Source organism: Consotaella salsifontis (assembly GCF_900167365.1).
GTDB classification, from domain to species: Bacteria; Pseudomonadota; Alphaproteobacteria; order Rhizobiales; family Rhizobiaceae; genus Consotaella; species Consotaella salsifontis.
In genome coordinates this window covers 61,770-87,791 of the sequence record NZ_FUXL01000008.1, presented here as the reverse complement: position 1 = coordinate 87,791, position 26,022 = coordinate 61,770, and the positions used below count along the sequence as shown (strand labels likewise).

Annotated in this window: 26 protein-coding genes; 15 read left to right on the top strand and 11 right to left on the bottom strand. The window is 65.6% G+C overall.

What is annotated here, in order from left to right:
• Positions 1 to 212: 212 nt before the first annotated feature.
• Together ccmB and ccmA are read right to left on the bottom strand one after the other, a co-directional pair.
• A complete protein-coding gene (gene ccmB, locus B5D38_RS12815; protein WP_078708829.1) occupies positions 213 to 872 on the bottom strand; it encodes a heme exporter protein CcmB in 660 nt (219 codons plus the stop codon).
• Positions 869 to 1,546: a heme ABC exporter ATP-binding protein CcmA gene (ccmA, locus tag B5D38_RS12810; RefSeq protein ID WP_078708936.1), complete on the bottom strand. Its 678-nt coding sequence runs from the start codon at positions 1,544 to 1,546 to the stop codon at positions 869 to 871. Before ccmA ends, ccmB begins: the two co-directional genes overlap by 4 nt.
• A 321-nt stretch (positions 1,547 to 1,867) precedes the next feature.
• Between ccmA and acnA the strand changes: the two genes are divergently transcribed.
• The 3 genes from acnA to B5D38_RS12795 all read left to right on the top strand — a co-directional run bounded on the left by acnA (position 1,868) and on the right by B5D38_RS12795 (position 6,112).
• Positions 1,868 to 4,579 (top strand): aconitate hydratase AcnA, encoded by a 2,712-nt coding sequence (gene acnA / locus B5D38_RS12805; RefSeq protein ID WP_245319188.1) that lies wholly within the window; start codon positions 1,868 to 1,870, stop codon positions 4,577 to 4,579.
• Between the two features lie 226 nt (positions 4,580 to 4,805).
• Positions 4,806 to 5,582: a DUF1223 domain-containing protein gene (locus B5D38_RS12800; RefSeq protein WP_165690853.1), complete on the top strand. Its 777-nt coding sequence runs from the start codon at positions 4,806 to 4,808 to the stop codon at positions 5,580 to 5,582.
• 188 nt (positions 5,583 to 5,770) lie between these two features.
• Positions 5,771 to 6,112, top strand: a complete 342-nt coding sequence (locus tag B5D38_RS12795) for a DUF2794 domain-containing protein (RefSeq protein WP_165690863.1) — start codon at positions 5,771 to 5,773, stop codon at positions 6,110 to 6,112.
• Positions 6,113 to 6,129: 17 nt separating this feature from the next.
• Here the strand turns inward: B5D38_RS12795 and B5D38_RS12790 are convergent, their stop codons facing one another.
• From B5D38_RS12790 to B5D38_RS12775, 4 genes are all read right to left on the bottom strand, one after another.
• Positions 6,130 to 6,693 (bottom strand): GNAT family N-acetyltransferase, encoded by a 564-nt coding sequence (locus tag B5D38_RS12790; RefSeq protein ID WP_078708935.1) that lies wholly within the window; start codon positions 6,691 to 6,693, stop codon positions 6,130 to 6,132.
• A gap of 115 nt (positions 6,694 to 6,808) precedes the next feature.
• Positions 6,809 to 7,582: a Bax inhibitor-1/YccA family protein gene (locus B5D38_RS12785; RefSeq protein ID WP_078708825.1), complete on the bottom strand. Its 774-nt coding sequence runs from the start codon at positions 7,580 to 7,582 to the stop codon at positions 6,809 to 6,811.
• 218 nt (positions 7,583 to 7,800) lie between these two features.
• The gene (locus tag B5D38_RS12780; protein ID WP_078708934.1) at positions 7,801 to 10,287 is read right to left on the bottom strand and encodes an ABC transporter permease; all 2,487 of its coding nucleotides are present in this window, start codon (positions 10,285 to 10,287) and stop codon (positions 7,801 to 7,803) included.
• Positions 10,288 to 10,361: 74 nt separating this feature from the next.
• Positions 10,362 to 11,078 (bottom strand): ABC transporter ATP-binding protein, encoded by a 717-nt coding sequence (locus B5D38_RS12775; RefSeq protein ID WP_078708824.1) that lies wholly within the window; start codon positions 11,076 to 11,078, stop codon positions 10,362 to 10,364.
• Positions 11,079 to 11,188: 110 nt separating this feature from the next.
• On the opposite strand from B5D38_RS12775, the gene B5D38_RS12770 reads away from it, so the two are divergent.
• The 8 genes from B5D38_RS12770 (at position 11,189) to B5D38_RS12735 (ending at position 16,513) form a co-directional block, all read left to right on the top strand.
• On the top strand, positions 11,189 to 11,794 hold the full coding sequence (locus B5D38_RS12770) for an arylesterase (RefSeq protein ID WP_245319186.1): 606 nt from the start codon (positions 11,189 to 11,191) through the stop codon (positions 11,792 to 11,794).
• A gap of 178 nt (positions 11,795 to 11,972) precedes the next feature.
• Positions 11,973 to 12,590, top strand: coding sequence for an RNA 2',3'-cyclic phosphodiesterase (thpR, locus tag B5D38_RS12765; RefSeq protein WP_078708822.1), 618 nt, complete (start codon positions 11,973 to 11,975; stop codon positions 12,588 to 12,590).
• Positions 12,591 to 12,695: 105 nt separating this feature from the next.
• Positions 12,696 to 13,076, top strand: coding sequence for a YkvA family protein (locus B5D38_RS12760; protein WP_078708821.1), 381 nt, complete (start codon positions 12,696 to 12,698; stop codon positions 13,074 to 13,076).
• A gap of 365 nt (positions 13,077 to 13,441) precedes the next feature.
• A complete protein-coding gene (locus tag B5D38_RS12755) occupies positions 13,442 to 13,948 on the top strand; it encodes an invasion associated locus B family protein (protein ID WP_078708820.1) in 507 nt (168 codons plus the stop codon).
• Between the two features lie 288 nt (positions 13,949 to 14,236).
• On the top strand, positions 14,237 to 15,490 hold the full coding sequence (rlmN, locus tag B5D38_RS12750) for a dual-specificity RNA methyltransferase RlmN (RefSeq protein ID WP_078708819.1): 1,254 nt from the start codon (positions 14,237 to 14,239) through the stop codon (positions 15,488 to 15,490).
• On the top strand, positions 15,491 to 15,964 hold the full coding sequence (locus B5D38_RS12745) for a hypothetical protein (RefSeq protein WP_078708818.1): 474 nt from the start codon (positions 15,491 to 15,493) through the stop codon (positions 15,962 to 15,964). It begins immediately after the preceding gene.
• 13 nt (positions 15,965 to 15,977) lie between these two features.
• Positions 15,978 to 16,265, top strand: a complete 288-nt coding sequence (locus B5D38_RS12740) for a DUF2218 domain-containing protein (protein WP_078708817.1) — start codon at positions 15,978 to 15,980, stop codon at positions 16,263 to 16,265.
• Positions 16,266 to 16,288: 23 nt separating this feature from the next.
• Complete coding sequence (locus B5D38_RS12735; RefSeq protein ID WP_078708816.1) at positions 16,289 to 16,513, top strand: BrnA antitoxin family protein; 225 nt, start codon at positions 16,289 to 16,291, stop codon at positions 16,511 to 16,513.
• 27 nt (positions 16,514 to 16,540) lie between these two features.
• Here the strand turns inward: B5D38_RS12735 and B5D38_RS12730 are convergent, their stop codons facing one another.
• Together B5D38_RS12730 and B5D38_RS12725 are read right to left on the bottom strand one after the other, a co-directional pair.
• A complete protein-coding gene (locus B5D38_RS12730; RefSeq protein WP_078708815.1) occupies positions 16,541 to 17,182 on the bottom strand; it encodes a LysE family translocator in 642 nt (213 codons plus the stop codon).
• 75 nt (positions 17,183 to 17,257) lie between these two features.
• Entirely contained in the window at positions 17,258 to 17,635 is a 378-nt protein-coding gene (locus B5D38_RS12725) for a YidH family protein (protein WP_245319185.1), read from the bottom strand.
• A gap of 183 nt (positions 17,636 to 17,818) precedes the next feature.
• Here B5D38_RS12725 and B5D38_RS12720 point away from each other — a divergent pair, with 183 nt between their 5' ends.
• Together B5D38_RS12720 and B5D38_RS12715 are read left to right on the top strand one after the other, a co-directional pair.
• A complete protein-coding gene (locus B5D38_RS12720; RefSeq protein ID WP_078708813.1) occupies positions 17,819 to 19,039 on the top strand; it encodes an argininosuccinate synthase in 1,221 nt (406 codons plus the stop codon).
• Between the two features lie 147 nt (positions 19,040 to 19,186).
• Entirely contained in the window at positions 19,187 to 20,227 is a 1,041-nt protein-coding gene (locus B5D38_RS12715; protein WP_078708812.1) for a sodium:calcium antiporter, read from the top strand.
• A 65-nt stretch (positions 20,228 to 20,292) separates the two neighbouring features.
• Here B5D38_RS12715 and B5D38_RS12710 read toward each other — a convergent pair whose 3' ends face one another.
• On the bottom strand, positions 20,293 to 22,758 hold the full coding sequence (locus B5D38_RS12710; protein WP_245319183.1) for a pyrroloquinoline quinone-dependent dehydrogenase: 2,466 nt from the start codon (positions 22,756 to 22,758) through the stop codon (positions 20,293 to 20,295).
• A gap of 10 nt (positions 22,759 to 22,768) precedes the next feature.
• The gene (locus B5D38_RS12705; RefSeq protein ID WP_078708811.1) at positions 22,769 to 23,149 is read right to left on the bottom strand and encodes a glucose dehydrogenase; all 381 of its coding nucleotides are present in this window, start codon (positions 23,147 to 23,149) and stop codon (positions 22,769 to 22,771) included.
• A gap of 204 nt (positions 23,150 to 23,353) precedes the next feature.
• Here B5D38_RS12705 and B5D38_RS12700 point away from each other — a divergent pair, with 204 nt between their 5' ends.
• Both B5D38_RS12700 and B5D38_RS12695 read left to right on the top strand, forming a co-directional pair.
• Entirely contained in the window at positions 23,354 to 24,346 is a 993-nt protein-coding gene (locus B5D38_RS12700) for an LLM class flavin-dependent oxidoreductase (protein WP_078708810.1), read from the top strand.
• Positions 24,347 to 24,385: 39 nt separating this feature from the next.
• Entirely contained in the window at positions 24,386 to 25,507 is a 1,122-nt protein-coding gene (locus tag B5D38_RS12695) for a site-2 protease family protein (protein ID WP_078708809.1), read from the top strand.
• Here the strand turns inward: B5D38_RS12695 and B5D38_RS12690 are convergent.
• Positions 25,504 to 26,022 carry a MarR family winged helix-turn-helix transcriptional regulator gene (locus tag B5D38_RS12690; RefSeq protein WP_078708808.1) on the bottom strand — a complete coding sequence of 173 codons (519 nt, stop codon included), beginning with the start codon at positions 26,020 to 26,022 and terminating at the stop codon, positions 25,504 to 25,506. The two genes, B5D38_RS12695 and B5D38_RS12690, sit on opposite strands and share 4 nt — an antisense overlap.

The window sequence follows — 26,022 nt, the reverse complement described above, 5'->3', positions numbered from 1 at the left end:
GGGATCCATGCCTCGGCGGTGGCGCGGCAGTCCGTTGACGAATTGGCGGCTTGAGCGCTTTCGGCATGGATCCCCGGCCTGACGGCCGAGGATGACGGGGAAACGCCGTGATCCATCTGCAGCCCGGTTGAGTGTCCTGCTGGGCAGATCATTGACCGCGTTATCAACTAATGGGATCGCCGGATCGGCGACCTAGCCGCCAAGCGCCCTCCTCAATCCCCGCTCGCCCGCAACGCCGCCGCGGCCGCGATGGGGCCGATGGCGCTGAAGAAGAGGGTGAGGGCGCAAAGGATGAGGAAGGGCGGCAGGAACGGGTCGGGGTCGTTGACGGCGCCGTAGGTGGCGAGCACGCCGAAGATCAGCACCGGGATCGCCAGCGGCAGCACCAGCACCGAGACGAGGAGCCCGCCGCGCGGCAGCGCCACGGCGACGGCCGCGCCCACCGCGCCGATCAGCGTGATCGCCGGGGTGCCGACCAGGAGGGTCGCCATCACCGCGCCGATGGCCGTCGGTGACAGCGCCAGGAAGAGGCCGAGCACCGGCGCAGCGATCACCAGCGGCAGGCCGCCGGCCACCCAATGGGCAAGACACTTCGAAAGCACGACGAGGGGGAGCGGCGTCGGGCCGGCGACGAGAAGGTCCAGCGTGCCATCCTCCCGATCGGCCTGGAACAGGCGATCGAGGGTGAGAAGGGTGGCGAGCAGCGCCCCTATCCACAGGATTGCCGGGCCGATGCGCGATAGGAGATTGAGGTCGGGGCCGACGCCGAAGGGGATCGTTGCAACCACGGCGAGAAAGAAGATGACGCCCGTCGTCGCTCCTCCGCCCGAGGAGAAGGCGAGGGAAAGGTCGCGCCGGAATATGGCGATCATGACCAGCCCTCCTCGGCGGCAAGGTCTTCTTCCGTGAAGCCGTGGAAGGCGGGCGTCGCGTCTCTTTCCAGATGAAGCGAGCGGGCATCCTCCAGGCCGAGCGCGTGGTGGGTGGCGGCGATGATCAACCCGCCCTTGGCCCGGTGCGCCGTCATCAGCACGGCAAAGCGCGCCTGGGCGTGGACGTCGAGCGCCGAGGTTGGCTCGTCGAGGATCCAGAGAGGCCGCTCGACGACGAGAAGGCGAGCCATCGCGGCGCGCCGCTGCTGCCCCGCCGAGAGGTAGCCGAAGGGAAGATCGAGCACGTGGGAGAGATCAACGGCCTCCAGCGCCTCTTCCGCCGTGTGCCGGACGCCGCCGAGAAAGCTCTGCCAGAAGGCGAGATTGCCGCGCACGGTGACGCTTGCCTTCATCGCGTGGCGGTGCCCGAGATAATGGGCGATCTCCGAGACATGCTCGGCCGGCTCGCCCTCGGGCGTCAGCGCGCCGTCGACCGAAATCGCGCCGCCCATGGCCGGTAGAAGCCCCGCGATGGTGCGCAGCAGGGTTGATTTGCCGATGCCGTTCTTTCCGGTGACGACCAGCGCCTCGCCGGAAGAGACCGTGAAATCCTGTGGGGGAACGACCGTTTCGCTGCCCCGCCCGGCCGAAAGGCCGGCCGCCGTGACCGTGATCAAAGGGTGCTCCCGGGCTGCAATCGGCGGCTGTGTCTCAACGGCGTCACGATTGATCAAGGTTTCTCATATTTGAGCCGTTCCAAGCTCTTCCTAGCCATTACAAAGTTACCTATAACCACGACAACCACACCAGCGACCGGCGTGGGCACTTTTTGAGCGCCGATCACGCGACGCCTGCCTTGATCCATGTCATCGGGGGGAGGCGGCGTCGGGGCGGACAGGCGGAAATGGTCGTACCCGCTTTCCTCGCGTGCCTTCTTCGCGCGACGGGCGTTCGCCCTTCGGACTGAAACTTGGTTCGGGAAGGAAAGAGAATCCGTGGCACAAAAACTTGATACGTTCAAAAGCCGCAAGACCCTGTCGGTGAACGGCAAGTCCTATGTTTATTACGACCTGAAAGAGGCGGAGAAGAACGGGCTCGAAGGGGTTTCGCGCCTGCCCTTCTCCATGAAGGTGCTGCTCGAGAACCTCCTGCGCAACGAGGACGAGCGCACCGTCAAGGCGGACGATGTCCGCGCGGTCGCCGCCTGGCTCTCCGACAAGGGAGCGGCCGGCTATGAGATCGCCTATCGGCCGGCGCGCGTTCTGATGCAGGATTTCACCGGCGTGCCCGCGGTGGTCGATCTTGCGGCGATGCGCGACGCCACGAAGGCGCTCGGCGCCGATCCGAAGCGCGTCAACCCGCTGGTTCCGGTGGACCTCGTCATCGACCACTCGGTGATGGTCGACTATTTCGGCCAGCCGGATTCCTTCGAGAAGAACGTCAACGCCGAGTTCGACCGCAACGGCGAGCGCTACACGTTCCTGCGCTGGGGCCAGGAAGCCTTCCAGAACTTCCGCGTCGTTCCCCCCGGCACCGGCATCTGCCATCAGGTGAACCTCGAATACCTCGCCCAGACGGTGTGGACCAAGGAAGAGGGCGGCGAGACCATCGCCTATCCCGATACGCTGGTGGGCACCGATTCGCACACCACCATGGTCAACGGCCTGTCGGTTCTCGGCTGGGGCGTCGGTGGCATCGAGGCCGAGGCCGCGATGCTCGGCCAGCCCATCTCCATGCTGATTCCCGAGGTCATCGGCTTCCGTCTCACGGGCCGTCTGCCCGATGGCACCACCGCCACCGATCTCGTGCTCACCGTCACGCAGATGCTGCGCAAGAAGGGCGTCGTCGGCAAGTTCGTCGAGTTCTTCGGCCCCGGCCTGTCGAACCTCTCGCTCGAGGATCAGGCGACCATTGCCAACATGGCGCCGGAATATGGCGCGACCTGCGGCTTCTTCCCAATCGACAAGGACACGATCGCCTATCTGGAGGCGACGGGCCGCGACAAGGACCGTATCGCGCTGGTGGAGGCCTATGCCAAGGCGCAGGGCATGTACCGCGAGGACGGCACGCCCGATCCGGTGTTCACCGACACGCTGGAGCTCGATCTTGCAACCGTCGTTCCCTCGCTCGCCGGCCCGAAGCGCCCGCAGGACCGCGTGGCGCTGACCGACGCCGCCCCGGCCTTCAAGTCGGCCATCGGCGAGATCGTCGGCCCGGCGAAGAAGGAAGCGGTGGACGCCGCCGTCGCCGCCAAGACCCGCGTTGCCGTGAGCGACGCGGATCATGGCCTTGCCCATGGCGACGTCGTGATCGCGGCCATCACCTCCTGCACCAACACCTCCAACCCCAACGTGCTGGTGGCGGCGGGCCTTCTCGCCCGCAACGCCCACGCCAAGGGGCTGACGGTGAAGCCGTGGGTGAAGACCTCGCTCGCTCCCGGCAGCCAGGTGGTGACGGAGTACCTTCAGAAGGCCGGGCTCCAGAAGGACCTGGACGCCATGGGCTTCAACCTCGTCGGCTATGGCTGCACCACCTGCATCGGCAATTCCGGGCCGCTGCCGGAGCCGATCTCCGAAGCCGTCAACGAGAACGACCTCGTCGTCTGCTCGGTGCTGTCGGGCAACCGCAACTTCGAGGGCCGCGTCAATCCGGACGTGCGGGCGAACTATCTCGCCTCGCCGCCGCTGGTCGTCGCCTATGCCATCGCCGGCTCGATGTTCGTCGACATCACCAAGGAGCCGCTGGGCAAGGACAAGGACGGCAACGACGTCTACCTCAAGGACATTTGGCCCTCGACCAAGGAGGTTGCCGAGATCGTCCGGGCGACGGTGACGCGCGACATGTTCGAGAGCCGCTACGGCGACGTCTTCAAGGGCGACGCCCACTGGCAGAAGATCCAGGTCTCCGGCGGCCTCACCTATGAGTGGGACGACCGTTCGACCTATGTCCAGAACCCGCCCTACTTCGAGGGCATGACCGAGACGCCGCCGCCCGTGACCGACATCAAGGGCGCGCGCATCCTTGGGCTCTTCCTGGATTCGATCACCACGGACCACATCTCGCCGGCCGGTTCCATCAAGGCGGCGAGCCCGGCGGGCGAGTATCTGGTGAGCCACCAGGTGCGCCCGGTGGACTTCAACTCCTACGGTTCGCGGCGTGGCAACCACGAGGTGATGATGCGTGGCACCTTTGCCAACATCCGCATCAAGAACCAGATGGTTCCGGGGGTCGAGGGCGGCGTCACCGTCCACCATCCCTCGGGCGACAAGATGCCGATCTACGACGCGGCCATGAAGTACAAGGACGAGGGCGTTCCGCTGGTGATCTTCGCCGGCAAGGAATACGGCACCGGCTCCTCGCGCGACTGGGCGGCCAAGGGCACCGTGCTTCTGGGCGTCAAGGCGGTGATCGCCGAATCCTTCGAGCGCATCCACCGCTCGAACCTCGTGGGCATGGGCGTCGTGCCCTTCCTCTTCGCCGAAAAGGGAACGACGTGGCAGAGCCTCGGCCTCAAGGGCGATGAGAAGGTGACGATTGAGGGACTGACCGAAATCCAGCCGCGCCAGACGCTGGACGCGAAGATCGAGAAGGCGGACGGCACGGTGATGACGGTGCCGCTCTACTGCCGCATCGATACGCTGGACGAGCTCGAATACTACAAGAACGGCGGCATCCTGCAGTACGTGCTGCGGCGTTTGGCCGCCTGAGGCAGGCTCTCGAAGCCTTTCTCCCGTCCATGAGACGATAGGAAACATTGGCGGCGCCGCAGCATCAAGCTGCGGCGCCGTCGCACTTTCGTCATGAGCCGTGACTTGAGCCTCACCTGCAATTGACTCGCACGCCGCCTTCGCCGTGTTAATGATCGCATCCCATATCGATCCGGGCGGCGAGCGCGCCGCGCCGAGCGACAGGCGGAGCAGGGAGAAGCGAGACGTGCGAGCCAAGACCGGTCTGCTGATCCTTGGCGCCAGCCTCCTTGCCTGCGGCAACGCTCTCGCCCAGCGGGCGACGACAGTGGCCGACAGCACCATGTTCTCCGGCGTCGTCGAGCTGTTCACCGCCCAGGGCTGTTCGTCCTGCCCCCCCGCCGATGCGCTCTTCGCCGAGTTCTCGCGCAAGGAGAACCTCGTCACGCTCGCCTATCACGTCGATTACTGGGACTACATCGGCTGGCGCGACACCTTCGCCTCGCCCCAGACGACGGATCGCCAGCGCGACTACGCCAAGGCCTTCAAGACGGCGACGGTCTATACGCCCCAAGCGGTGGTCAACGGACGCCGACAGGTGGTCGGCTCGAAGCGCAAGAAGATCGAGGACGCCCTGGCCTCCACCCATCTCGGGTCGGTGGCGGAGGCGCCGCGCCTGCAGCTGGAGATCATCGGCGACCGCCTCCACATCCGCGCGGACGGGGCAGCGGCGCGCAGCGGGCAGAACACCCTGCTCATCCTCGCGACCTACGAGGAAGAGGTGAAGGTGGCGGTCAAGCATGGCGAGAACGCCGGTCGCACGCTGCTGAACAGCCATCCGGTGCGCGACTGGCGGGTGCTGGGCATGTGGGCCGGAAAGCCGATGGAGATCGACATTCCCATCGTCTCGCTCGTCGATGACGATGGCGGCAAGACCGGCTGCGCGGCGCTGCTTCAGGAGGTCGGTCCGGCCGGCGCGCCGGGGCCGATCGTCGCGGCGGTCGCTCTTTCTCTCCTGAAATAGCCGCCTGAACGACGTCTCGCGATGCGCTTGCCGGCCTGAAACGCCTTTCTGGCAAGGGCCTCGGCCGTCCTTCGTAAAGGTTTTGCGACAGGGCGGCTTTCGTGCGACCATGACCTTCGGGTGGAACACCAAAAGAAGGAACGAAGCCTGTGGACGACTTCTGGCCCGAGCCCGAGCGCGCCAGCGCGGTGATCGACATCTCGCTGGTGCGCTCCTCTCCCCCCGTCCCCCTGGTGTCGTTTGATCGGCGCGAACTCTCCCAAATCCTGAAGGTCTACGGACGCATGGTGGCCGCCGGCGAGTGGCGCGACTATGCCATCGACGCGCTCAAGGACCGCGCCGTGTTCTCGATCTTTCGCCGCACCAGCGAAATGCCGCTCTTCCGGGTGGTCAAGGACCCGAAGCTGGCGCGCCGCCAGGGCGCGTACTCGGTCGTCGCCGCCGGCGGCCAGATCCTGAAGCGCGGTCACGACCTAGCGGTGGTGCTCAACGTCTTCGACCGGCACCTGAAGGTGATCGAAAACGCCTGACCGGCGTTGCCCGCCGATCAGCCCTTGAAGAGCGTACCCGGATAGACCGTCTCGTCGGGCGGCGTCGCTCCGCCCTCGCCGAGCGAAAGCTGCATCAGGACCGTGTCGAGCCAGCGGCCGTGCTTGAAGCCGGAATTGCGCATGATGCCGATCGGCTCAAAGCCGGTGCGCTCGTGAAGGCGGATCGAGGCGATATGGTCAGAGCCGCCGATGACGGCGATCATCTGGCGAAAGCCCTTGTCACGGCAGACCGCGATGAGGTGCGTTAGCAGTTTGCGACCCACGCCCTTCCCCTGCGCCTGCGGCGCCAGATAGACCGAATCCTCGACAATCCAGCGATAGGCGGGTCTCGTGCGGAACGGCCCGGCATAGGCATAGCCGAGAAGGGCGCCGTCCGCCGTTTCCCCCACGAAATAGGGATAGGACTGGTTGACGAGGCCCTCGAAGCGGTGGGCCATCTCGGCCTCGTCGGGCGGCGTCAGCTCATAGGATGCGGTGCCGTAGAGCACGGCATCGGCATAGATCGCCGTGATCGCCGGAATATCGGCCGCGACGGCGGGACGGATCAGCACTTCGGTCATTGTCGGGATGGTTCGGTTGGAGGCGAATGACGCCATGCTTGCCCCGGTGCCGGCCAAAAGAAAAGGGCGGTCCGAGGGCCGCCCACCATTTTCCGCCTCAGTTCGGGTTGCCGGATCAGTTCCGGTTGCCGAAGAGCTGGAGCAGCATGACGAACATGTTGATGAAGTCGAGATAGAGGCGAAGCGCGCCCATGATGGCCTTGCGGCCCATGACGACCGATCCGTCGCCCTCGTAGTACATCTCCTTGATCTGCTGGGTATCGTAGGCGGTGAGGCCGGCGAAGACCAGGACGCCGACCACCGAGATGGCGAAGGCGAGGGCCGAGGAGGCGAGGAAGATGTTGACCACCATGGCGATGACGACGCCGATGAGGCCCATGAACATGAACGAGCCCAGGCCCGTCAGGTCACGCTTGGTGGTGTAGCCGTAGAGCGACAGCGCGCCGAAGGAGGCGGCGGTGATGAAGAACACCTGGGTGATCGACTCGAGCGTGTAGACGAGGAAGATCGTCGACAGCGAGGCGCCCACCAGCGCGGCATAGAGCCAGAACGTGCCCTGCGCCGCCGCAACGCTCATCTTGTGCACGCGGAAGGACAGGAAGAAGACGACGGCAAGAGGAGCGAGCATCAGCACCCACTTCATCGGCGAGACGAAGAGAGTATAGCCGAAGTCGGTGAGATAGGCGTTGGCGCCGACCTGATAGGGGGTCGGGTCCCCGCTCACCGCCATCATGTAGATCGCGTAGGCGGCCAGGCCCGTAATCGCCAGGCCACCGGCCATCAGATTGTAGACCTTGAGCATGTAGCTGCGCAGGCCCTGGTCGATGGCGGCATCCGCTCGGGTGCCGGCCGCCGGCATGCGCGCGCCGTAATTTCTGAAGTCAGCCATCTTGAGAACTTTCCTCTCTGCGTGTCCCGTCCGGTGTCGGCTCATCCCGGGGCGGAGCCGCCGGGAGAAGATGGCCGAGGCGCCGCTGGCGGGACGCCCAGCAAGCCTGTGCGATAATATGCGGGCGGATGAAGCTCGTTACAAGTGCGCGACCTTGCCGCAAAGGCCTGAAAACCAAGGCCGCGAGGTTAAATTTCCGTTATTTGCCGCACCGCACCTCACAGCTCGCGCAGGAACGGGGCCGCCCGCTGGCCCAAAATCCGCCACGTGCCGAGCAGGCCGAAGCCAACCGTGAGCACCAGCGCGGCGACGAGCGTGACCGTCGCCACCGAGGCGTCGAAGCGGTAGGGCAGCGCCATGATGCGCGAGACGACGAACCAGGCGGCGAGGGCGCCGGCAGCAATGGCGAAGAGCGCCGTCGCCGCGCCGAGGATAAGGTATTCCGTGCTGTAGGCGCGGATCAGCGTCCTTCGTGTTGCGCCAAGCGTCTTCAGCACCACCGCGTCGTGAATGCGTCCACGATTGCCAGCCGCCAGCGCGCCCGACAGCACCAGAACCGAAGCGACGAGCGCAACGGCGGCCGCGGCCCGGATCGCCAGAGCCAGTTGGGCGATCAGTTGGTTGATGGCGTCGAGCGCATCCTTCACCCGCACGGTCGTCACCGCCGGAAAGGCGTTGGTCACGGCGTTGAGCAGCGTCTTTTCCTCCTCGGCCGAGGCGTTCGGCATGGAAAGCGTGGCAAGCCAGGCGTGGGGCGCGCCGGCGAAAGCGTCCGGGGAAAACACCATGACGAAGTTGATGGACAGGCTCTGCCATTCGACGGCGCGGAAATTGGCGATCTTGGCGGTCACGTCGCGCCCGAGAACGTTGACGGTGACGGTGTCACCGAGCTTCAGGCCAAGAGCGTGGCCCTCTTCCGCCGAGAAGGAGACGAGAGGGCCGCCGGCATGGTCCTTTGACCACCACTCTCCCTCCGTCACCGTCGCATTTTCCGGCAGAGTGGCGGAATAGGTGATGCCCCTGTCGCCCCGCAGCACCCAGGCGCCCTCGGGCGGCACCTTCATCGTCGACACGTCCTCGCCATTCAGCTTGGTGATGCGCCCGCGCAGCATCGGCACGGCGGCAAGCCGCCCCTCCGGCGCGAGTTCGCCAATCTTTGCCTTGAAGGCGTCGATCTCCGCCGCCTGGATGTCGACGAAGAAGAAATTCGGCGCGCGCTCGGCGATGCTGGTGCCGATCTCCTGGCGCAGGTCGTAGTCGATGATGGCGATGGTAACGAGCAGCGTCAGGCCGAGGCCGAGCGACAGAACGACGGAGGACGTCAGCGCGCCGGGACGATGAATATTGCCAATTGCGAGGCGCAAAGGCGTCGAGGAGACGCGCGGCGCCCGCCGCGCCGCCCACTGGATGCCCAGGGCGACCACGCGCAGGATAACGAAGGCGGCGGCGATGGCGATGAGGAAGATCGCGGCGACACGCCGGTCGTCGGCGATGAGCAGCGCGAGCGCCGCGACAATCAGGGCAAGGCCGACGCTCGTCGCAAGATACACCCAGCGCATCCGCGCCATGCCCGCCGAGGCGTCGCGAAAGAGCGCAGTCGCCGGCACGTCTCGCGTTCGGCCGAGCGGCAGAAGGGCGAAGACGAGGGCCGTCAGCAGCCCGAAGACGGCCGCTAGCGCCAGCGCGCCGGGATAGATGCTGGCCTCGGCCCCCACGGGGATCACGCTTTCGAGAAAGCGCGCGGTGGCGAAGGGGGCGATGGCGGCAAGAACGAGACCGATGGCGATGCCGAGCGCGGCCAGCGACAGAATCTGGATCAGATAGAGGGTGACGATGAAGCGTCCGCTGGCGCCCAGACTCTTCAACGTCGCGATCACCAGGCGCTTGGAGTCGAGGTAGGCGTTGACGGCGTTGGCGATGCCGACGCCGCCGACGATGAGCGCCGTCAGCCCCACCAGCGTCAGGAACTGCGAAAAGCGCTCGATGTTGCGCTGAAGGGAGGGGGCGGCATTCTCGAAGCTGCGGATGCTCCAGCCGGCTTCGGGGAAGCGGCTCTTGGCATCGGCGGTGGCCCGCGCGGCATCAGTGCCCGGGGCGAGGCGAACCTTATAGGCGTACTGGACGAGGCTACCGGGCTGGACGAGACCGGTGCTCGCCAGCGCCTCTTGCGACACCACGAGGCGCGGCGCGAAGGCGAGCCCTCCCGACAGGAGATCGGGCTCATGGGTGATGACGCCCCGCAGCTCGAATTCCGCGTCTCCTATGCGGATCGTCGCTCCGGGCGATAGTCCCAGCCGTGAGAACAGCTCCTCTGCCGCGACGGCCCCGAAGCGACCGTTTCGCTCCGCCAGCAGGTCGGTCAGAGGCCCTGCCGGCTTCGTCTCCATCGATCCGTAAAGCGGATAGGCGTCGTCCACCGCCTTCACCTCGGACAGCGACTGATCGCTGCCGTCGGGCAGGCGCGCCATCGAGCGCATCTCGATCGTCTCGGAAACCGCGCCGAGGGATTTCAGGAACGCAAGTTCCTCGGCGCTCGCCTGTCGCTGCTCCAGGGCGAAGCGCAGATCGCCGCCCAGGATCGCGCGCCCTTCGCGCTCGATCCCCTGGTTCATCATGGTGGAGACGGAGTTGACGGCGCCGATGGCACCGACGCCGAGCGCGATGCAGGCCAGGAAGATCACAAAGCCGCGAAGACCACCGCGCATCTCGCGGAAGGCGAAGCGCGTTGCAAGGCGAAACTGCTGGAGCGCCGCGGGCCGGTTCTGTCCGGCGAACGCGCTCAAAGCGCCGGCTCCACCGCGGGGCGAGCGTGGGACGTGGGTGCCTCGGGAACGATCCGTCCGGCGCGCACCGCCACCTCCCGGTCGCAGCGGTCGGCCAGCGTCTTGTCGTGGGTGACGAGGACGAGGGTCATCTGGCGTCGCCGCTGCTCGGCAAAGAGCAGATCGGCGATCTGGCGGCCGGTTTCCTGATCGAGATTGCCTGTCGGCTCGTCGGCGATGAGGATCGCGGGCTCCGGCGCAAGGGCGCGCGCGATGGCCACGCGCTGCTGCTCGCCGCCCGACAACTCGCCCGGATAGTGGTGGACGCGCTCCTTGAGACCGACGCTGGCAAGCTCTGCCTCGGCGCGGTGGAAGGCATTCGCCGCGCCGGCGAGCTCCAACGGCACGGCGACATTCTCCAGCGCCGTCATGTTGGGAATGAGGTGGAACGACTGGAAGACGATGCCGACATTCTGCCCGCGAAAGGCGGCGAGGCGATCCTCGCTGAGCCCTTCCAGCGCCTGGCCGGCGATCTGAACGAGGCCAGAGTCGGCGCGCTCCAGACCGGCGAGCACCATCAGGAGCGTCGATTTGCCCGAGCCGGAGGGGCCGACGATGCCGACGGATTCCCCCGCCCGGACGGAAAGATCGACGCCCTTCAGCACATGGACGGCGTTTCGCGCGGATCCGAGGGTGAGGTGGACATCTTCAAGAACGATCACCGGTGCCGCCAAGGCCGCGCCTTCCTATATCGAGGGAAACGAGGCCTTCGGTGAAAGGCCGTCCGCTATATGGGTTCGCGATGCCGCCGTTCCAATTCGCTTTTTCCGGACTTCTCGCCTTGATGGCGGTCGTGCTTGTTCCTCTCGATGCGCGCGCCGCGCCGCAGACGATCGTGGCGTTCGGCGACAGTTTGTCCGCTGGCTACGGAGTAGGCCCCGGCGAGTCGTTTCCCGAGCAGCTTCAGGCGGCGCTTACGGCCGACGGCGTTGACGCGAAGGTGATCAATGCCGGCGTGTCGGGCGATACGACGACAGGCGGGCTCGCTCGCCTCGACTGGTCGGTGCCGGAGGACGTCGATCTCGTCATTGTCGAACTCGGCGCCAACGACGCGCTGCGCGGCGTCGATCCAGCGATCGCCGAAAAGAACCTCGACGCCATTCTGACACGCCTCGGCGAGCGCCACCTCAAGGTTCTGCTCGCCGGGATGATGGCGCCGCCCAACATGGGGCAGGATTACGCCGCCCGCTTCAATGCGATTTATCCCAAGCTTGCCGAAAAGCACGGCGTGCCGCTCTATCCCTTCTTTCTCGACGGTGTCGCCGCCGACCGGACCCTCAACCAGGCGGATGGCATGCACCCCAATCCGCAAGGGGTGAAGATCATCGTGAAACGCATGCTGCCGGCCGTGAAGGCGGCGCTGTCGGGCGAGACGGCGCGACAGCCATGAGCTTTTCCGCCGCCTGCGGCACATCGTGCGCAACAAGTTGATCGCCAAGAGAAACCTGTTGATTTCCGGAATCTTTCGCCTTTCTCCGGCGCAGCGAGGGTCGCCCTATCCTTGATTCGCGCGAGTTGAGGTGAAAGTCTTCGCGGAAGCGGACCATCTGAGCGGAAGGAGTTTTCCCATGCCTCGATTGTTCACCGCTCTCGGGATTCCCCGCGAGGCCGCGCTCTCGCTCTCCTTTTTGCGCGGAGGGCTTTTCTCGGCCCGCTGGATCGAGCCGGAGGACTACCACCTGACGCTCGCCTTCATCGGCGATATCGAGGCGCGGCTCGCCGACGAGGTGGTCGCCGCGCTGGACCGGATCGAGCGTCCCTCCTTCACCCTGGCGCTGAAGGGCGTGGACGTCTTCGGCAACAAGAAGCCGCATTCGCTCTATGCCGGCGTGGAACCATCGTCGGCGCTGGAGGACCTTCAGGGCGACATCGAGCGCACGCTGCGCCGCCTCGGCATTCCGCTCGACCAGCGAAAGTTCACGCCGCACGTGACGATCGCACGCCTCAAGCAGCCGAAGCCGGAGGACGTGGCGCGCTATCTCGCCAGCCGGGGGAACTTTCGAACGGCACCCTTCGAGGTGACGCGCTTCGGGCTCTTTTCCTCCAAGGATTCGGTGGGAGGCGGCCCTTATGTGCTCGAGGAGGCATTTCCGCTGACGTCGCGTTCGCGTTCCGGCCCGTGGGGTAGCGACGACGAGAGGGAGGACTGGACGCGCGCCGAGGGCTTTGCCGGCGGCGGCGCGTGAAAGGCAGGGGCTCCTCCTGCCGGAGAGGATTGCGTCCGTGCCCTTGCCGAGCTGCCGCTGCGCAACCATTTTTCGCCTTGGCGATCAATATTATGCGAGTTGGCAATGGATAAGGCACGGATCGGCGAAATTCTGGTTCCGGGAAATCCGGAGGAGCAGGAGCGGCAGGAAAGCCGGGTTCGTGCCTCCTTCTTCGAAACGGTGCGCCGCGCGCTGCGATACATCCCCTTCATCGAGGACGTGGTCGCGGCCTATTACTGCGCCATCGACCGTCAGACGCCGGCCTCGACTCGCGGTATCCTTCTGGCGGCGCTGGCTTATTTCGTCATCCCGATGGATCTCATCCCCGATTTCCTGCTGGGCCTCGGATTCTCCGACGATCTTGCCGTGCTCTGGGCTGCGTTCTCGGCGGTGCGCCAGAACATCAAGCCCGAACACTACGAGCAGGCCCGCGAGACGCTGGGCGATCTGCGCCGAACAGCCTGAACGGTCTTGAGTGACGGGGCGCAAGGCCCGGTTCGCAACCTTCCCCATCCATCGTCATCTTGCGCTTTCGGCCTCTCACGGAGCGGTCACGGTCGTGCAATTGAGGCGGGATGCCCAATTCTCGCCAGATTGTTTCGGTGAAGCACGGCTCTTCGAACGCGCCTTCATCCGGTTCCCTCATCCTTTTGCCGCTTGCCGCTCACGCGGTCATTCCCCGGTCGCGGGGGTGGCATCCACGATTTTCGCAGACGGATTCGGGTTCTGTTAATGATGGATAAAGATAAGTTACGGTAAATTCGCGAACCGTCCGGCCGAGGTTCGGGCAGCATCAGCGAAATGACCGAGATCAGGAAAAGCGGGGAGCCATGACTTTCAAAAAGGTCCTGACGGCAACGGCGGCGATTCTCGCCCTTTCGAGCGTGGCGGCCGGGGCTCAAACACCGACCCGGATGAGCCAGTTCAACTATTGGGGCAGTTATTCCTACCAGAGCGGCAACGACAAGATCTGCTACGTTTTGTCGACGCCGACCAAGATGGAGCCTGCCAATGTCGACCACGGCGACATCTTCTTCCTGATTTCGCAGAAGCCGGGGCAGGGCATTTCCTATGAGCCGCAGGCCGTGATGGGCTACCCCCTGAAGGAGGGCAGCAAGGTCGTGGTCGATGTCGACGGCAAGAAGTTCTCCATGTTCACCAAGGGCGAATCCGCCTGGATGGAGAATGCCGCCGAGGAGCCTCAACTCGTCGCCGCGCTCAAGGCCGGCCGCGGAATGCAGGTGGACGCCACCTCGCAGCGCGGCACCGCCACCCACTACACCTATTCGCTGTCGGGCGTGACAGCCGCCATCGATTCCATCAAGAACTGCAAGTAGCGCGTCCGCGCCTGCTGGCTGATCAAACGCCGGGCCTTGGCCCGGCGTTTTGCATTTTGCCCGATCGACTTTATGATCCGTCGCCTTGTCTTTGACGTCAAAAGCGATCATCTCAGGGCGAGCGGCGCTATACGCGCCCATCAGGCCCGATGCATCCGACACGGACGCTTGGAACGAATTGAGACTATTCGGACTCGAAGTCCGACCCTAACATTCTGGTTTCGCATGATGCTATTCGGAAAGTCATGCGGCTTTTCGGCATCGTGCTCTAGCCCGGACAAGGACACCATGGCCCTTTCCCTCGACCTTGCCTCGCCCGACTCCCGTCCGCGCGTGGCCCCACCGGCGCCCGCCGAACGCGCTGGCGACAAGCCGTCGCTGATCGGCCTCGATCGCGAAGGGCTGGCCAAGGCGCTCGAGGATGTGGGCGTTCCTCAAAAGCAGTTGAGGATGCGCGTCACCCAGCTTTGGCACTGGCTCTACGTGCGCGGCGTCTCCGATTTCTCCGCCATGGCGAACGTCGCCAAGGATCTGCGACAACGCCTGGACGAGGCCTATTCCATCGCGCGACCCGAGATCGTCGAGGAGAAGATTTCGACCGACGGTACGCGCAAATGGCTGTTTCGCTTTGCCTCGCGCGGCGCCGGTCGGCCGGTGGAGATTGAAACCGTCTACATTCCCGAGGAGGGCAGGGGCACACTCTGCGTCTCCAGCCAGGTCGGCTGCACGCTGACCTGCACCTTCTGCCACACGGGCACGCAGAAGCTGGTTCGCAACCTTTTCCCCGACGAGATTGTCGGCCAGGTGCTGACCGCGCGCGATCGGCTCGGCGATTTTCCCGATGCGGCGACGCCGGCGGGCGCCATCGTCCCCAGCGAAGGGCGGCTGATCTCCAATGTCGTGATGATGGGGATGGGCGAGCCGCTCTACAACTACGACAACGTCAAGCAGGCTCTTTCCGTCGTTTCGGATGGAGAAGGGCTTTCGCTCTCCAAGCGCCGCATCACGCTGTCGACCTCCGGCGTCGTGCCGATGATCCCCCGCGCCGGCGAGGAGATGGGCGTGATGCTGGCCATCTCGCTTCATGCTGTGACGGACGAGCTGCGCGACAAGCTGGTGCCCATCAACCGGAAATATCCGCTGGAGGAGCTGCTCGCCGCGTGCCGGGCCTATCCGGGGCTCTCCAATGCCCGCCGCATTACCTTCGAATATGTAATGCTGAAGGGGGTCAACGACTCCATGGCCGACGCCAAGGAACTGGTGCGCCTGCTCAAGGGCATTCCCGCCAAGATCAACCTCATCCCGTTCAATCCGTGGCCGGGTAGTCCTTATGAATGCTCGGACTGGGATCAGATCGAGCGCTTCGCCGACTATGTGAACCAGGCGGGCTACGCCTCGCCGATCCGCACGCCCCGCGGCCGCGACATCTTCGCCGCTTGCGGGCAGCTCAAGTCGGAGTCGGAGAGGCTGCGGAAGACGGAGCGCGTCGCGCTGGAAGGGATCGCCATGCCGGCAGACTGGGGGCATGAGCACGCCCGCTAAATGACGACGGTTCTGCGCTTTCTCTTCGTCGTTCCCTTCGGCTACATCGCCGCATGCCTTGCGGCGGCCTTCGCGCTGCTCTGGCCGTTCTTCAACAGCCAGGCGGCGAGCGATGCCGACCTGTTTTTCTGGCTCCAGGCGGGCGCGACGTTCGTTGCGCAGGTGGTCATGGTGGGCTCGGCGACCTTCGTTCCCTGGGCGGCCTTCATGGTGCTGACGGAGCTTCTTGGCCTTTCCTCGCTGCTGCTTCACGCAGCCGCGGGCGCGCTCGGCGCCTATCTTCTAACGAGGCTCGCCTATGCCGGCGCCATGCCGGACCGGAACGTCATCACTGCGGTGATCGTCTCGGGGGTCGCGTTTGCGCTTGTCTATTGGGTGATCGCGGGACGCGGCGCCGGATCCTGGCGGCGCGTCCCGCCGAGCCGAGACGAGGGCACGGAGCCGCAGGCGGGCGAGCCCTCTTCGCAGGGATAAAGGAGCGAAATCCATGCCGACAGGGTATTCCGAGGTCAAAACCGATCATGCCAGCCGCTATCTCCAGCAGCTTTGCAAGCACTGGAGCCACAAGCTCGATGTGGCCTTCGACGAAACGAAGGGGTCGATCGTCTTTCAGGACGGCACCAAGGCGGAACTCGCCGCGCGCGAGGGCGAGCTTCTGATGGAAGTCTCCGCGGGCGACGAGGAGACGCTCGCTCGCGTGGAGAAGGTCGTGGCCGACCATCTCGTCCGTTTCGCGTTCCGCGAAACGCTCGATATCGTCTGGCAGACGCGATGAAACCGATCGGGAAAGATTGATCCATGGTTCGCCGCCCCACCGATGCCCGCTCCGCCGCCGAAGCCGCTTTCAAGGCGGTGACGACCAAGCATGAACGCGTCGCCGAGCGCCCTGCCGTCCCGAAGGCCAAGGAGACGGTATCGCTTCGCCTCGACCAGGACGTTCTCGAGCACTTTCAGGCCGATGGACCCGGCTGGCAGGACCGCATCAACGCGGCGCTGCGAAAAGCCGCAGGGCTGGAGCCATAAGGAAGGGGCTAACGCGCCCCCTTCGTATCAGGTCCGCGCCAAGAGGATGTTGACGGCGAAGGCCGAGAACACCGAGGCGAACAGCCAGTCGAGGCCGCGCATGATCCTCGGCCTACGCTTCAGTGAGGCCGCGAGCCGCTCCGCGCCGAGGATCATCAGGCTTGAGAGCGGCACGGCGAGCGCGATGAAATAAAGCCCGAGAAAGAACAGCTTGCCCGCCGCGTGCGCATCCCCCGCCGAGACGAATTGCGGCAGGAAGGTCACGAAGAACAGGATGATCTTCGGGTTGAGGAGATTGATCCCGAGCCCGGTCAGCCAGTGCCGGCGAAGCGAGCGCCGGCCCGCGCCCGATTGAGTGTCGAACTTCAGCGCCGAGCGATGGCGTACCGCCTGGAAGGCCAGCCAGAGCAGGTAGAGCCCGCCGGCGAGCTTCAGCGCGAAAAAGGCGTTGGGGGAGGCGGCGAGGAGCGCCGAAAGGCCGAACGCCGCCAACGTCGTGTGGACGACGACACCGCTGGCCGCGCCGAGCATGGCGGCGAACCCGGCTGATCGCCCTTCCGCTAAGGTGCGCCCGATAAATAGCGCCATGTCCGGCCCCGGCGTGATGGTCAGCACGAAGCCGGCGAGCGTGAAGGCGGCGAGGGTCGCAAGATCGGGCAGAAAGGTCATGGCTGAGGTCCACCAGGATAACGTGCTCAGCATTATGGTGGGCGGGCGGACTTTTCCACCCGATTTATGGAAATCTCAGTTGCCGCCGGTTCTGCCGAACCAGACGCCGAGGAGAGCGGCCAGCGCCACGACGATGAGGAAGCCGTTGACCGAGAGGAGCAGCCAGCGCGGAATGGGCTTGGTGTCGGGCGAGGGCGGCGGCGCTCCCGGATAGAGCTGGCGGAAGACGGCGGCGCCGAAGCAGAAGGCGCTGAAGAGGACGAGAACCGAGCCTGTCAGGACGATCATCCACTCGGGAACCACGCCCTTGAGAAGGGTCTTGGCGCCGATGCCGCTGGCCATGGCGGCCAGTCCCGTCCTCACCCACGCCGCATAGGTGCGCTCGGCCGCGAAGACTGTGCGGTCCGCGGCAAGCTCCGTTCGTCGGTCCGGCCCGTCGGCATTCTGGCTCATCTCGCCCCCCATCGGCCTTGGTGCCTGAAGCGTTCAAGAAAGCGATCTCGCTCCTTCGCGGTTCCACGGCGCTCGTCGATTGCTCATCAGTTGTGCAGCGGAGAGGGGCGGAGCCGCTTCCCATGGCCGCTTCTCCTGGTGTAGAGCCCATGGACGAACGAAATTCTCCGAAAGACGGAAGCGATGGCAGCAAAGCGCGACGTGAAGAAAGTCGTCCTCGCCTATTCGGGCGGGCTCGATACCTCGATCATCCTGAAGTGGCTGCAAAACGAGTACGGGGCGGAGGTCGTGACCTTCACCGCCGATCTCGGGCAGGGCGAAGAGCTGGAGCCCGCGCGCCGCAAGGCCGAGTCCCTCGGCATCAAGGAAATTTACATCGAGGACCTGCGCGAGGAATTCTGCCGCGACTTCGTCTTCCCGATGTTCCGCGCCAACGCCCAATATGAAGGGCTCTATCTGCTCGGCACGTCCATCGCCCGGCCGCTGATCTCCAAGCGGCTGGTCGAGATCGCCCACGAGACCGGGGCGGACGCCATCGCCCATGGCGCAACCGGCAAGGGCAACGATCAGGTTCGCTTCGAGCTGTCGGCCTATGCCCTCGATCCCGACATCAAGGTCATCGCGCCCTGGCGCGAATGGGACTTCAAGTCGCGCACCGACCTCATCGACTTCGCCGAGAAGAACCAGATTCTCGTCACCAAGGACAAGCGCGGCGAGGCTCCGTTCTCGGTCGACGCCAATCTTCTGCACTCCTCTTCCGAGGGCAAGGTGCTGGAAAATCCGGCGGAGGAGCCGCCGCACTACGTCTTCCAGCGCACGGTGAGCCCCGAGGAGGCGCCGGACAAGGCGACCGTGATCGAGATCGGCTTTGAGAAGGGCGATCCGGTTTCGCTGGATGGCAAGTCGTTGCGCCCGCATGAACTGCTGGCCGCGCTTAACGATCTTGGCCGCGACAACGGCATCGGCCGTCTCGACCTCGTGGAGAACCGCTTCGTCGGCATGAAGTCGCGCGGCATCTACGAGACGCCGGGCGGCACGGTCCTGCTCCAGGCGCATCGGGCGATTGAATCCATCACCCTCGATCGCGGCATGGCTCACCTCAAGGACGAGCTGATGCCGCGCTATTCCGAGCTCATCTACAACGGCTTCTGGTTCGCGCCCGAGCGCCTGATGCTCCAGGCGGCGATCGACAAGAGCCAGGAGCATGTCGAGGGCACCGTTCGGCTGAAGCTCTACAAGGGCAACGTCATCGTCATCGGCCGCGAGAGCGCGAAGTCGCTCTATTCCGACCAGCTCGTCACCTTCGAGGACGATCACGGCGCCTATGATCAGAAGGATGCGGCGGGCTTTATCCGGCTGAACGCCCTGCGCCTCAGGACGCTGGCCAAGCGCGACGGCAAGTAAGCCGCCTCGGCATTTCCTGAACAGAGACGAGCCCGCCGGGTCGCACCGGCGGGCTTTCTTCGTTATCAGGGAGGGGTGACGATGCCGGCGGCAAGGAGTTTCCTTTCGCTGCCATCCAGGGGGCACGGGCCAAAAGGACTTGCGGCGATGTTCGAGCAGTTGTCCCTGGCCTGGCTGTTCGCAAGCTTCGCCCTGGCCGCCGCCGTCGTTCTGGTCAGCGGCACCCGTCTGACGCATCTGGCCGATACGCTCGCCGACCGAACCGGGCTTGGCGAGGCGATTTCTGGCGCGGTGCTGCTGGGTGCGTCGACCTCACTCGGAGGGACGGTCGTGTCGATCACGGCCGCTCTCGACGGCCACGCCTCGCTCGCCTTCTCCAACAGCATCGGCGGCATCGCGGCCCAGACGGCCTTTCTCGCGGTCGCCGATCTCGTCTATCGCCGGTCGAACCTGGAGCATGCCGGCGCCGAGCTGATCAACATCTTCCAGGCGGTCGTTCTCGTCGGACTGCTTTCGCTTCCCCTCGTCGCGCTCACCCTGCCCAACGTCTCGATCTGGGCGATGCATCCGGTGTCTTTCGTCATTCCTCTCGTTTATGTGGGGTCGCTCTTCGCGAGCCGCGCGATCCATGACAGGCCGATGTGGCGGCCGGTCGTGACGCCCGACACGCGGCAGGATCAGCCTGAGGACGAAAGGTCCGGCGGAAGGCGCAGCACGGGACGGCTCCTGCTTTCCTTTGTCGGCCTCATGGTGGTGATGGGGGTTTGCGGCTGGAGCATCGCCCAGACTGCGTCACAGATCACGCAAAGGCTGGATCTTTCGGAATCTCTGGTCGGCGCGCTGGCCACCGCCACCGTGACCTCGCTGCCCGAACTCGTCACGACGATATCGGCCGTGCGGCGCGGCGCGCTGCAACTGGCCATTGGCGGCATCATCGGCGGCAATACCTTCGACACCCTGTTCCTGCCGGCGGCGGATGTGTCCTATCGCGACGGCTCGCTTTATCACGCCGTGGCGATGGACGACTATTTCTGGGTCGTCATCGCCATCGTCATGACGGTGGTGCTGCTGGCGGGCTTGATCCTGCGCGAGCGGCGCGGGTTTGCCGCGATCGGTCTGGAGAGCACGGCGCTTCTGGTCATCTATGCCGGGGCCGTCCTCGTCCAGGTTCTCGTCAGGGCCTCCTGACCGATACGTCCGGTATTTTCTTATGGCTCGCGCCGGACGTCTCCGCCCGGCGCGAACTTTTCTGGTTATTGCTCGGGCAGGGCGTAGGCGATGTAGTAGTCGCCCACCGGCGTCTCCATGAAGTGATGGCCGCCCGCCATGATCACCAGATATTCCCGCCCGTCCGCCTCGTAGACGATCGGCGTCGCCTGGCCGCCTGCCGGCAGCGTATCGGTCCACAGCGTCTCGCCGGTCTTCACATCGATGGCGCGGATGAGATCGTCCGTCGCCGCGGCGATGAAGACGATGCCCCCCGCCGTCACCACCGGCCCGCCATTGTTGGGAGTGCCGATGGACAGCGGCAGATAGGAGGGAATGCCGAAGGGGCCGTTCCGCCGCGCCTCTCCGAGTGGGCGATCCCACAGCGTCTTGCCGGTCGCCAGATCGATCGCCTGGATGCCGCCGAGCGGCGGCTTCTTGCACGGGATGCCAGTGAAGGGCGCGCGCCAGCCGGCGTTGACGTCGATGGCGTAAGGCGCGCCGGCCTGGGCGTCGCCCGCGCCCTCGGCGTTCGATCCGGCCTTGCCGCCCGATTCCTCCTCGTTGATGGGCTTGAGGTTCCGCTTCTCGGCCTCGTCGCGGGTGAGCAGGCGGTTGTAGTTCGGGACATCGTTGTAGTTCGCGATGATGATGCCCTTCTCGGGATCTACGGCCATGCTGCCCCAGTCGGAGCCGCCGTTGTAGCCGGGATACTCGATCCAGTGGCGATCGGACGTCGGCGGCGTGAAGATGCCGTCATAGGAGGCCAGGCGGAACTGGATGCGGCAGACGAGCTGGTCCAGCGGCGTCACGCCCCACATGTCGGATTCCACCAGATCGCGCTTGCGCAACGTGTGGTAGCCCGAGGCAGGCTGGGTCGGCGACAGGTTCTCCGGTTCGACGCCACCGCCGGGCACCTTGATCTCCTTCATCGGCACCAGCGATTCGCCGGTGCGACGATCGAGGATGTAGATGTCGCCCTGCTTGGAGGGCAGCATCACCGCCGGCACCGTTCCGCCGTCCTTGGGGAAGTCGATGAGGCTCACCTGCGAGCCGAGATCGTAGTCCCAAAGATCGTAGCGCACCGTCTGGAAGCGCCAAACCGGCTTGCCCGTGGTGACGTCGATCGCCACCAGCGAGGTCGACCACTCGTTCTCGGCCTCCGAGCGGTTGCCGCCCCAATAGTCCACCGAGGAGTTGCCGAGTGGCAGATAGACATAGCCCAGCTCTTCGTCGCCCGTGGCCGTCGTCCACATGTTGGGGGTGCCGCGCGTATAGGTCTGGCCCTCCGGGGGCATCCCGGTAAGCTCGGGATTGGCGAGATCCCAGGCCCACGCGAGCTTGCCCGTGACCGCGTCATAGCCGCGAACGACGCCCGAAGGCGCGTTCTCGGCCTGTCCGTCCTTGACCTGCGCGCCCGTCACCACGATGCCGCGCACGATCGCGGGAGAAGCCGTCACCGAGTACCAGCCCGGCACTTTCTCGCCAATGCCTTCCCACAGATCGACCTGACCGCCCTCGCCAAAATCCTCGCAAGGCTTGCCGGTCTTGGCGTCGACGGCGATCAGGCGAGCGTCGATCGTGCCTTCGATGACGCGCGCGGCGCAAGCCTGTGTCTCAGCCGCATCCGGCACCTGATAGTAGGAAACGCCCCGGCAAGAGGCGCCGTAAGGAATCGCATCCGGCGAAACCTTGGGGTCGTAGCGCCAGACTTCCTTGCCGCTGGCCGCATCGATCGCGATCATGATGTTCATCGGCGAGCAGAGATAGAGGACGTTGCCCACCTTGAGTGGCGTGTTCTCGGGGGAATATTTGCCTTCGGTCTTCTCCGTCGGCATATCGCCGGAGCGATAGGTCCATGCCTTCTCGAGGTTCTTGACGTTCTCCGGGGTGATCTGGCTGAGGGGTGAATAGCGCCGGGCCTGCGGGCCGCCGCCCCAGAAGGGCCAGTCGGCGCCGACTTCCATCTGCGGCGCCGCCGGGCGAGCCATCGACGCGGCATTCGGCGCGGGAGCTTGTTGCGGCGCGGAGGCGGCGCCGGCTTCGCCCGCGTTTTGCGGTGTCTGCTGCGAGGAGCCCGATTCGGGCGACGGGTTGGCCGGCATCGGCTCCGGCGCCTCGGCGTTGGGCTCCGAGCTCGGTTGCGTCGGCGAGGGCTGGGCGCCTGCTGGCGGCTCGGCAGCGGGTTGGGCGGTCGGAGCGTCGTTGGCCGGCTGATCGGTGGGCGCCGGGTCGGCGGGCGCCGCCTGCTGCGCCGAGGGCTCCGCCGATTGTGCCGCAGGGGCTGGCTGATCGGTGGGCGCGGGCGTTGTCGGCTGCTGCGCGGGAGCGGCGGGTTGCGATTCTGGCTGCTCCGCCGGTGCGGGTGCGGGGGCCACTGTGCCCGGTGCCGCAGCGTTTTGCGCCATGGCGCTCTGGAACGGCAGCGCGGCGAAAAGGCCGGCAGCCAAGAGACGAGCCGTCACACGCACCCGGGAATGCTCGCGAGGAGCCGAGAGAGGATTGGTTTCCATGGCGGCGGCCTCAAGCATAGATTTCGCGAAGGATCGCCCAGCGGCGAAGCAGTGGGATCGTGAGAAGAACGAGAATGAGCACGACCGATGGCGCCACGAGGCGCGGCACCTGTGCCCACCAATCGGTGCCGACCTCCCAGAACGCCCAGATGACCGTGCCGGCATAGGTGACGAGGTAGATCCAGACGGCGGTCATGGATCGTCGGATCAGGAACACGGCCGTGAGCACGAGGCCAAGACCGGCCGGGGCGTAGTACCAGGAGCCGCCCAGCACGATGAGGTAGAGGCCGCCGCCCAGTATGGGCAGGCCGAAGACAAGAAGAATGAGCGCCAGGATGACGACGCTGACGTAACCGGCGCCGCGTGGCCGGCCGTGAAGATCCACTGACATATCATGATCTCGCGTCACAGAAGGAATGCCCTTGCACCTAAGGGAGCGGCGCGCGTCTTCAACACGTCTGCGTGACGACAACGATGGATGGCTCAACGTTTGCCGCCGGATGAAGCGGATCATGGCGGCTGCGGGGACGGGGGGCTTTGCCGCCGCTTCGCGCCGAACCATATGAGACGGGTGACCAGTCGACGGATGACCCCCATGATCCCCTTTTCTCTTCTCGACCTGGCGCCGGTTCCGGATGGCTCGGATACGGCGACGGCGCTCCGCAACACGCTCGATCTCGCCCGCCATGCGGAGGATTGGGGCTATCGGCGCTATTGGCTGGCCGAACACCACAACATGCCCGGCATCGCCAGCGCCGCGACCGCCGTCGTCATCGGCGCGGTCGCCGCCGCGACCAAGACGATGCGGGTCGGGGCGGGGGGCATCATGCTGCCCAACCACTCGCCGCTGACCGTGGCCGAGGCGTTCGGTACGCTGGCGACCCTTTATCCCGACCGCATCGATCTCGGCCTCGGCCGTGCGCCGGGAACCGACATGGCCACAGCCAGGGCGCTGCGACGAAATCTCGACGCTCCCGACCGCTTTCCCGACGACGTCGTCGAGCTGCTCACCTATTTCGAGGAACCGACCGCCGACCAGCGCATCCGGGCCATTCCCGGCGCCGGCACGCGCGTTCCCATCTGGATTTTGGGATCGAGCCTCTACGGCGCCCAACTCGCGGCCCATCTCGGCCTGCCCTACGCCTTCGCCTCCCATTTCGCCCCCGCCGCCCTCGACGAGGCGCTGGCGATCTATCGCGAGACGTTCCGGCCCTCGATCTTTCTGGAAAAGCCGCACTTCATGCTGGCGATGAACATCTTCGCCGCCGCGAGCGACGAGGAGGGCCGCTATCTCCAGACCTCGATGCAGCAGGCTTTCGCTTATCTGCGGCGCGGCCGGCCGGGACTCTTGCCGCGCCCGGTCGAGCGGATTGAGGATGTGCTGGACCCCGCCGAGATCGCCCAGGTTTCCCACGCGCTCGCCTGCTCGGCGGCGGGCTCTCCCGATACCGTCCGAAGCCAAGTGATAGCGCTTATCGAGAGGACGCGGCCCGACGAGGTGATCGTCACCGGCCAGATCCACGATCACGCGGCGCGGCTGAGATCGTTCGAGATCGCCGCGGATATCTTCGGCTCCCTGCCCGGCTGAAATCTGCCGGGTTTGATCGCAGGATAAGGAGCGCTCTCGATGCCCTGGTCTCTCTCCATCGGCCGTCTCTTCGGCTCGGAGATTCGCATCCACATCACCTTTCTCATCCTGCTGGTGTGGGTGGGCGTCGCGGCCTATGGGGCGGGCGGCGCGGTGGCGGCCGTCGACAGCGTCGGCTTCGTCCTTGCGATCTTTGCCTGCGTCGTCGCCCATGAGCTCGGCCACGCGCTGGCCGCGCGGCGCTACGGCATCGCGACGCCGGACATCACCCTTCTGCCCATCGGCGGCATGGCGCGGCTGGAAAAGATGCCTGAGCGGCCGGTTCAGGAGATCATCGTCGCCCTGGCCGGCCCGGCGGTCAACGTGGTCATCGCCGGCGTGCTGATGCTGATCGCGGGCGTGGGTTTCGATGCGCAGACGCTGGCATCGCTGGAAAATTCCGGCGCCGGCTTCCTCGTGCGCCTCGCCTCGCTCAACATTTTCCTGGTGGTATTCAACCTCATCCCGGCCTTTCCCATGGACGGCGGCCGGGTGCTGAGGGCGCTGCTCGCGCTGAAATATCCGCGCGCCGACGCAACGCGGTATGCCGCCCGCGCCGGCCAGGCCTTGGCCTTCGCGCTCGGTTTTCTCGGGCTGATGAGCGGCAATGTCCTTCTCGTCTTCATCGCCGTGTTCGTTTACATGGCCGCCGCCGGGGAGAGCTATCAGGTCGGCATGGAAGACGCCTCGCGCTCCGTCTGCGTACGCGACGTGATGATCACCGAGTTCGAGACTTTGGCGACGAACGCGACCCTGACGACGGCAGCCGATGCTCTGCTGCGCACGACGCAGCACGAGTTTCCCATCGTCGACGGAGCAGGCCAGTTGCGCGGCATTCTCACGCGCAAAGGCATGATGAGGGCGCTTGCCCGAAGTGGACGCGATACGCCGGCGATTGAGGCCATGGACACCGAAATCCCTCTGGTGCGCGGCCACATCGCACTGTCGCAGGCGACGCGCCTCATGCAGGAGGCGGGGAAGCCGGCCATCGGCGTCGTCGATGGCGACAATCGGCTCGTCGGTTATGTGACGCCGGAAAATCTCGGCGAGTTCATGATGTTGGCTCAAACTGGCGCGCTCGCCAAGCGGACACCGCGCCAGACGGAGCCTGGACCGTTCTAGTCGGCCGAGGCCGGGCGCGAATCGCTCCGGACGTGCTCGGCCCGTGACGACCAGGGCTGGCGCAGCAGGGGATCGCTGCTCGCCAGATTGCCCCGCATCCGGGCCAGTGCCGCGCCCACGGCGTCCTGAACGGCCGGATCAATGCCATCGACCGTTTGGCGGTAGATCGCCTCGGCGACCGGTTGGACGCGCTTGAAAACCTCCTCGGACTCGTCCGTCAGCGTCACGATCTTGGCGCGGCGATCGCTCGGATCGGTCTCGCGGTTGATCAGGCGCCGCGATTCCAGGCGATCGAGGTAGGCCGAGAGCGTCATGGGCTCGACGCCCATGCGCTCGGCTATCGTCGCCTGTCGCGAGCCAGGGGCGCGCGCCACATGGGCGAGGGCGCGCACCTCGCCCGGCGTCAGGTCAATGCCGGCCTCCATGATGGCCTTCTCGAAGGTCTGCCGGAACAGGCGGGAGACGTCGGTCAGGAGGAAGCCGAAGGAATTGTTGTTGGGTAGATGATCGCTCAT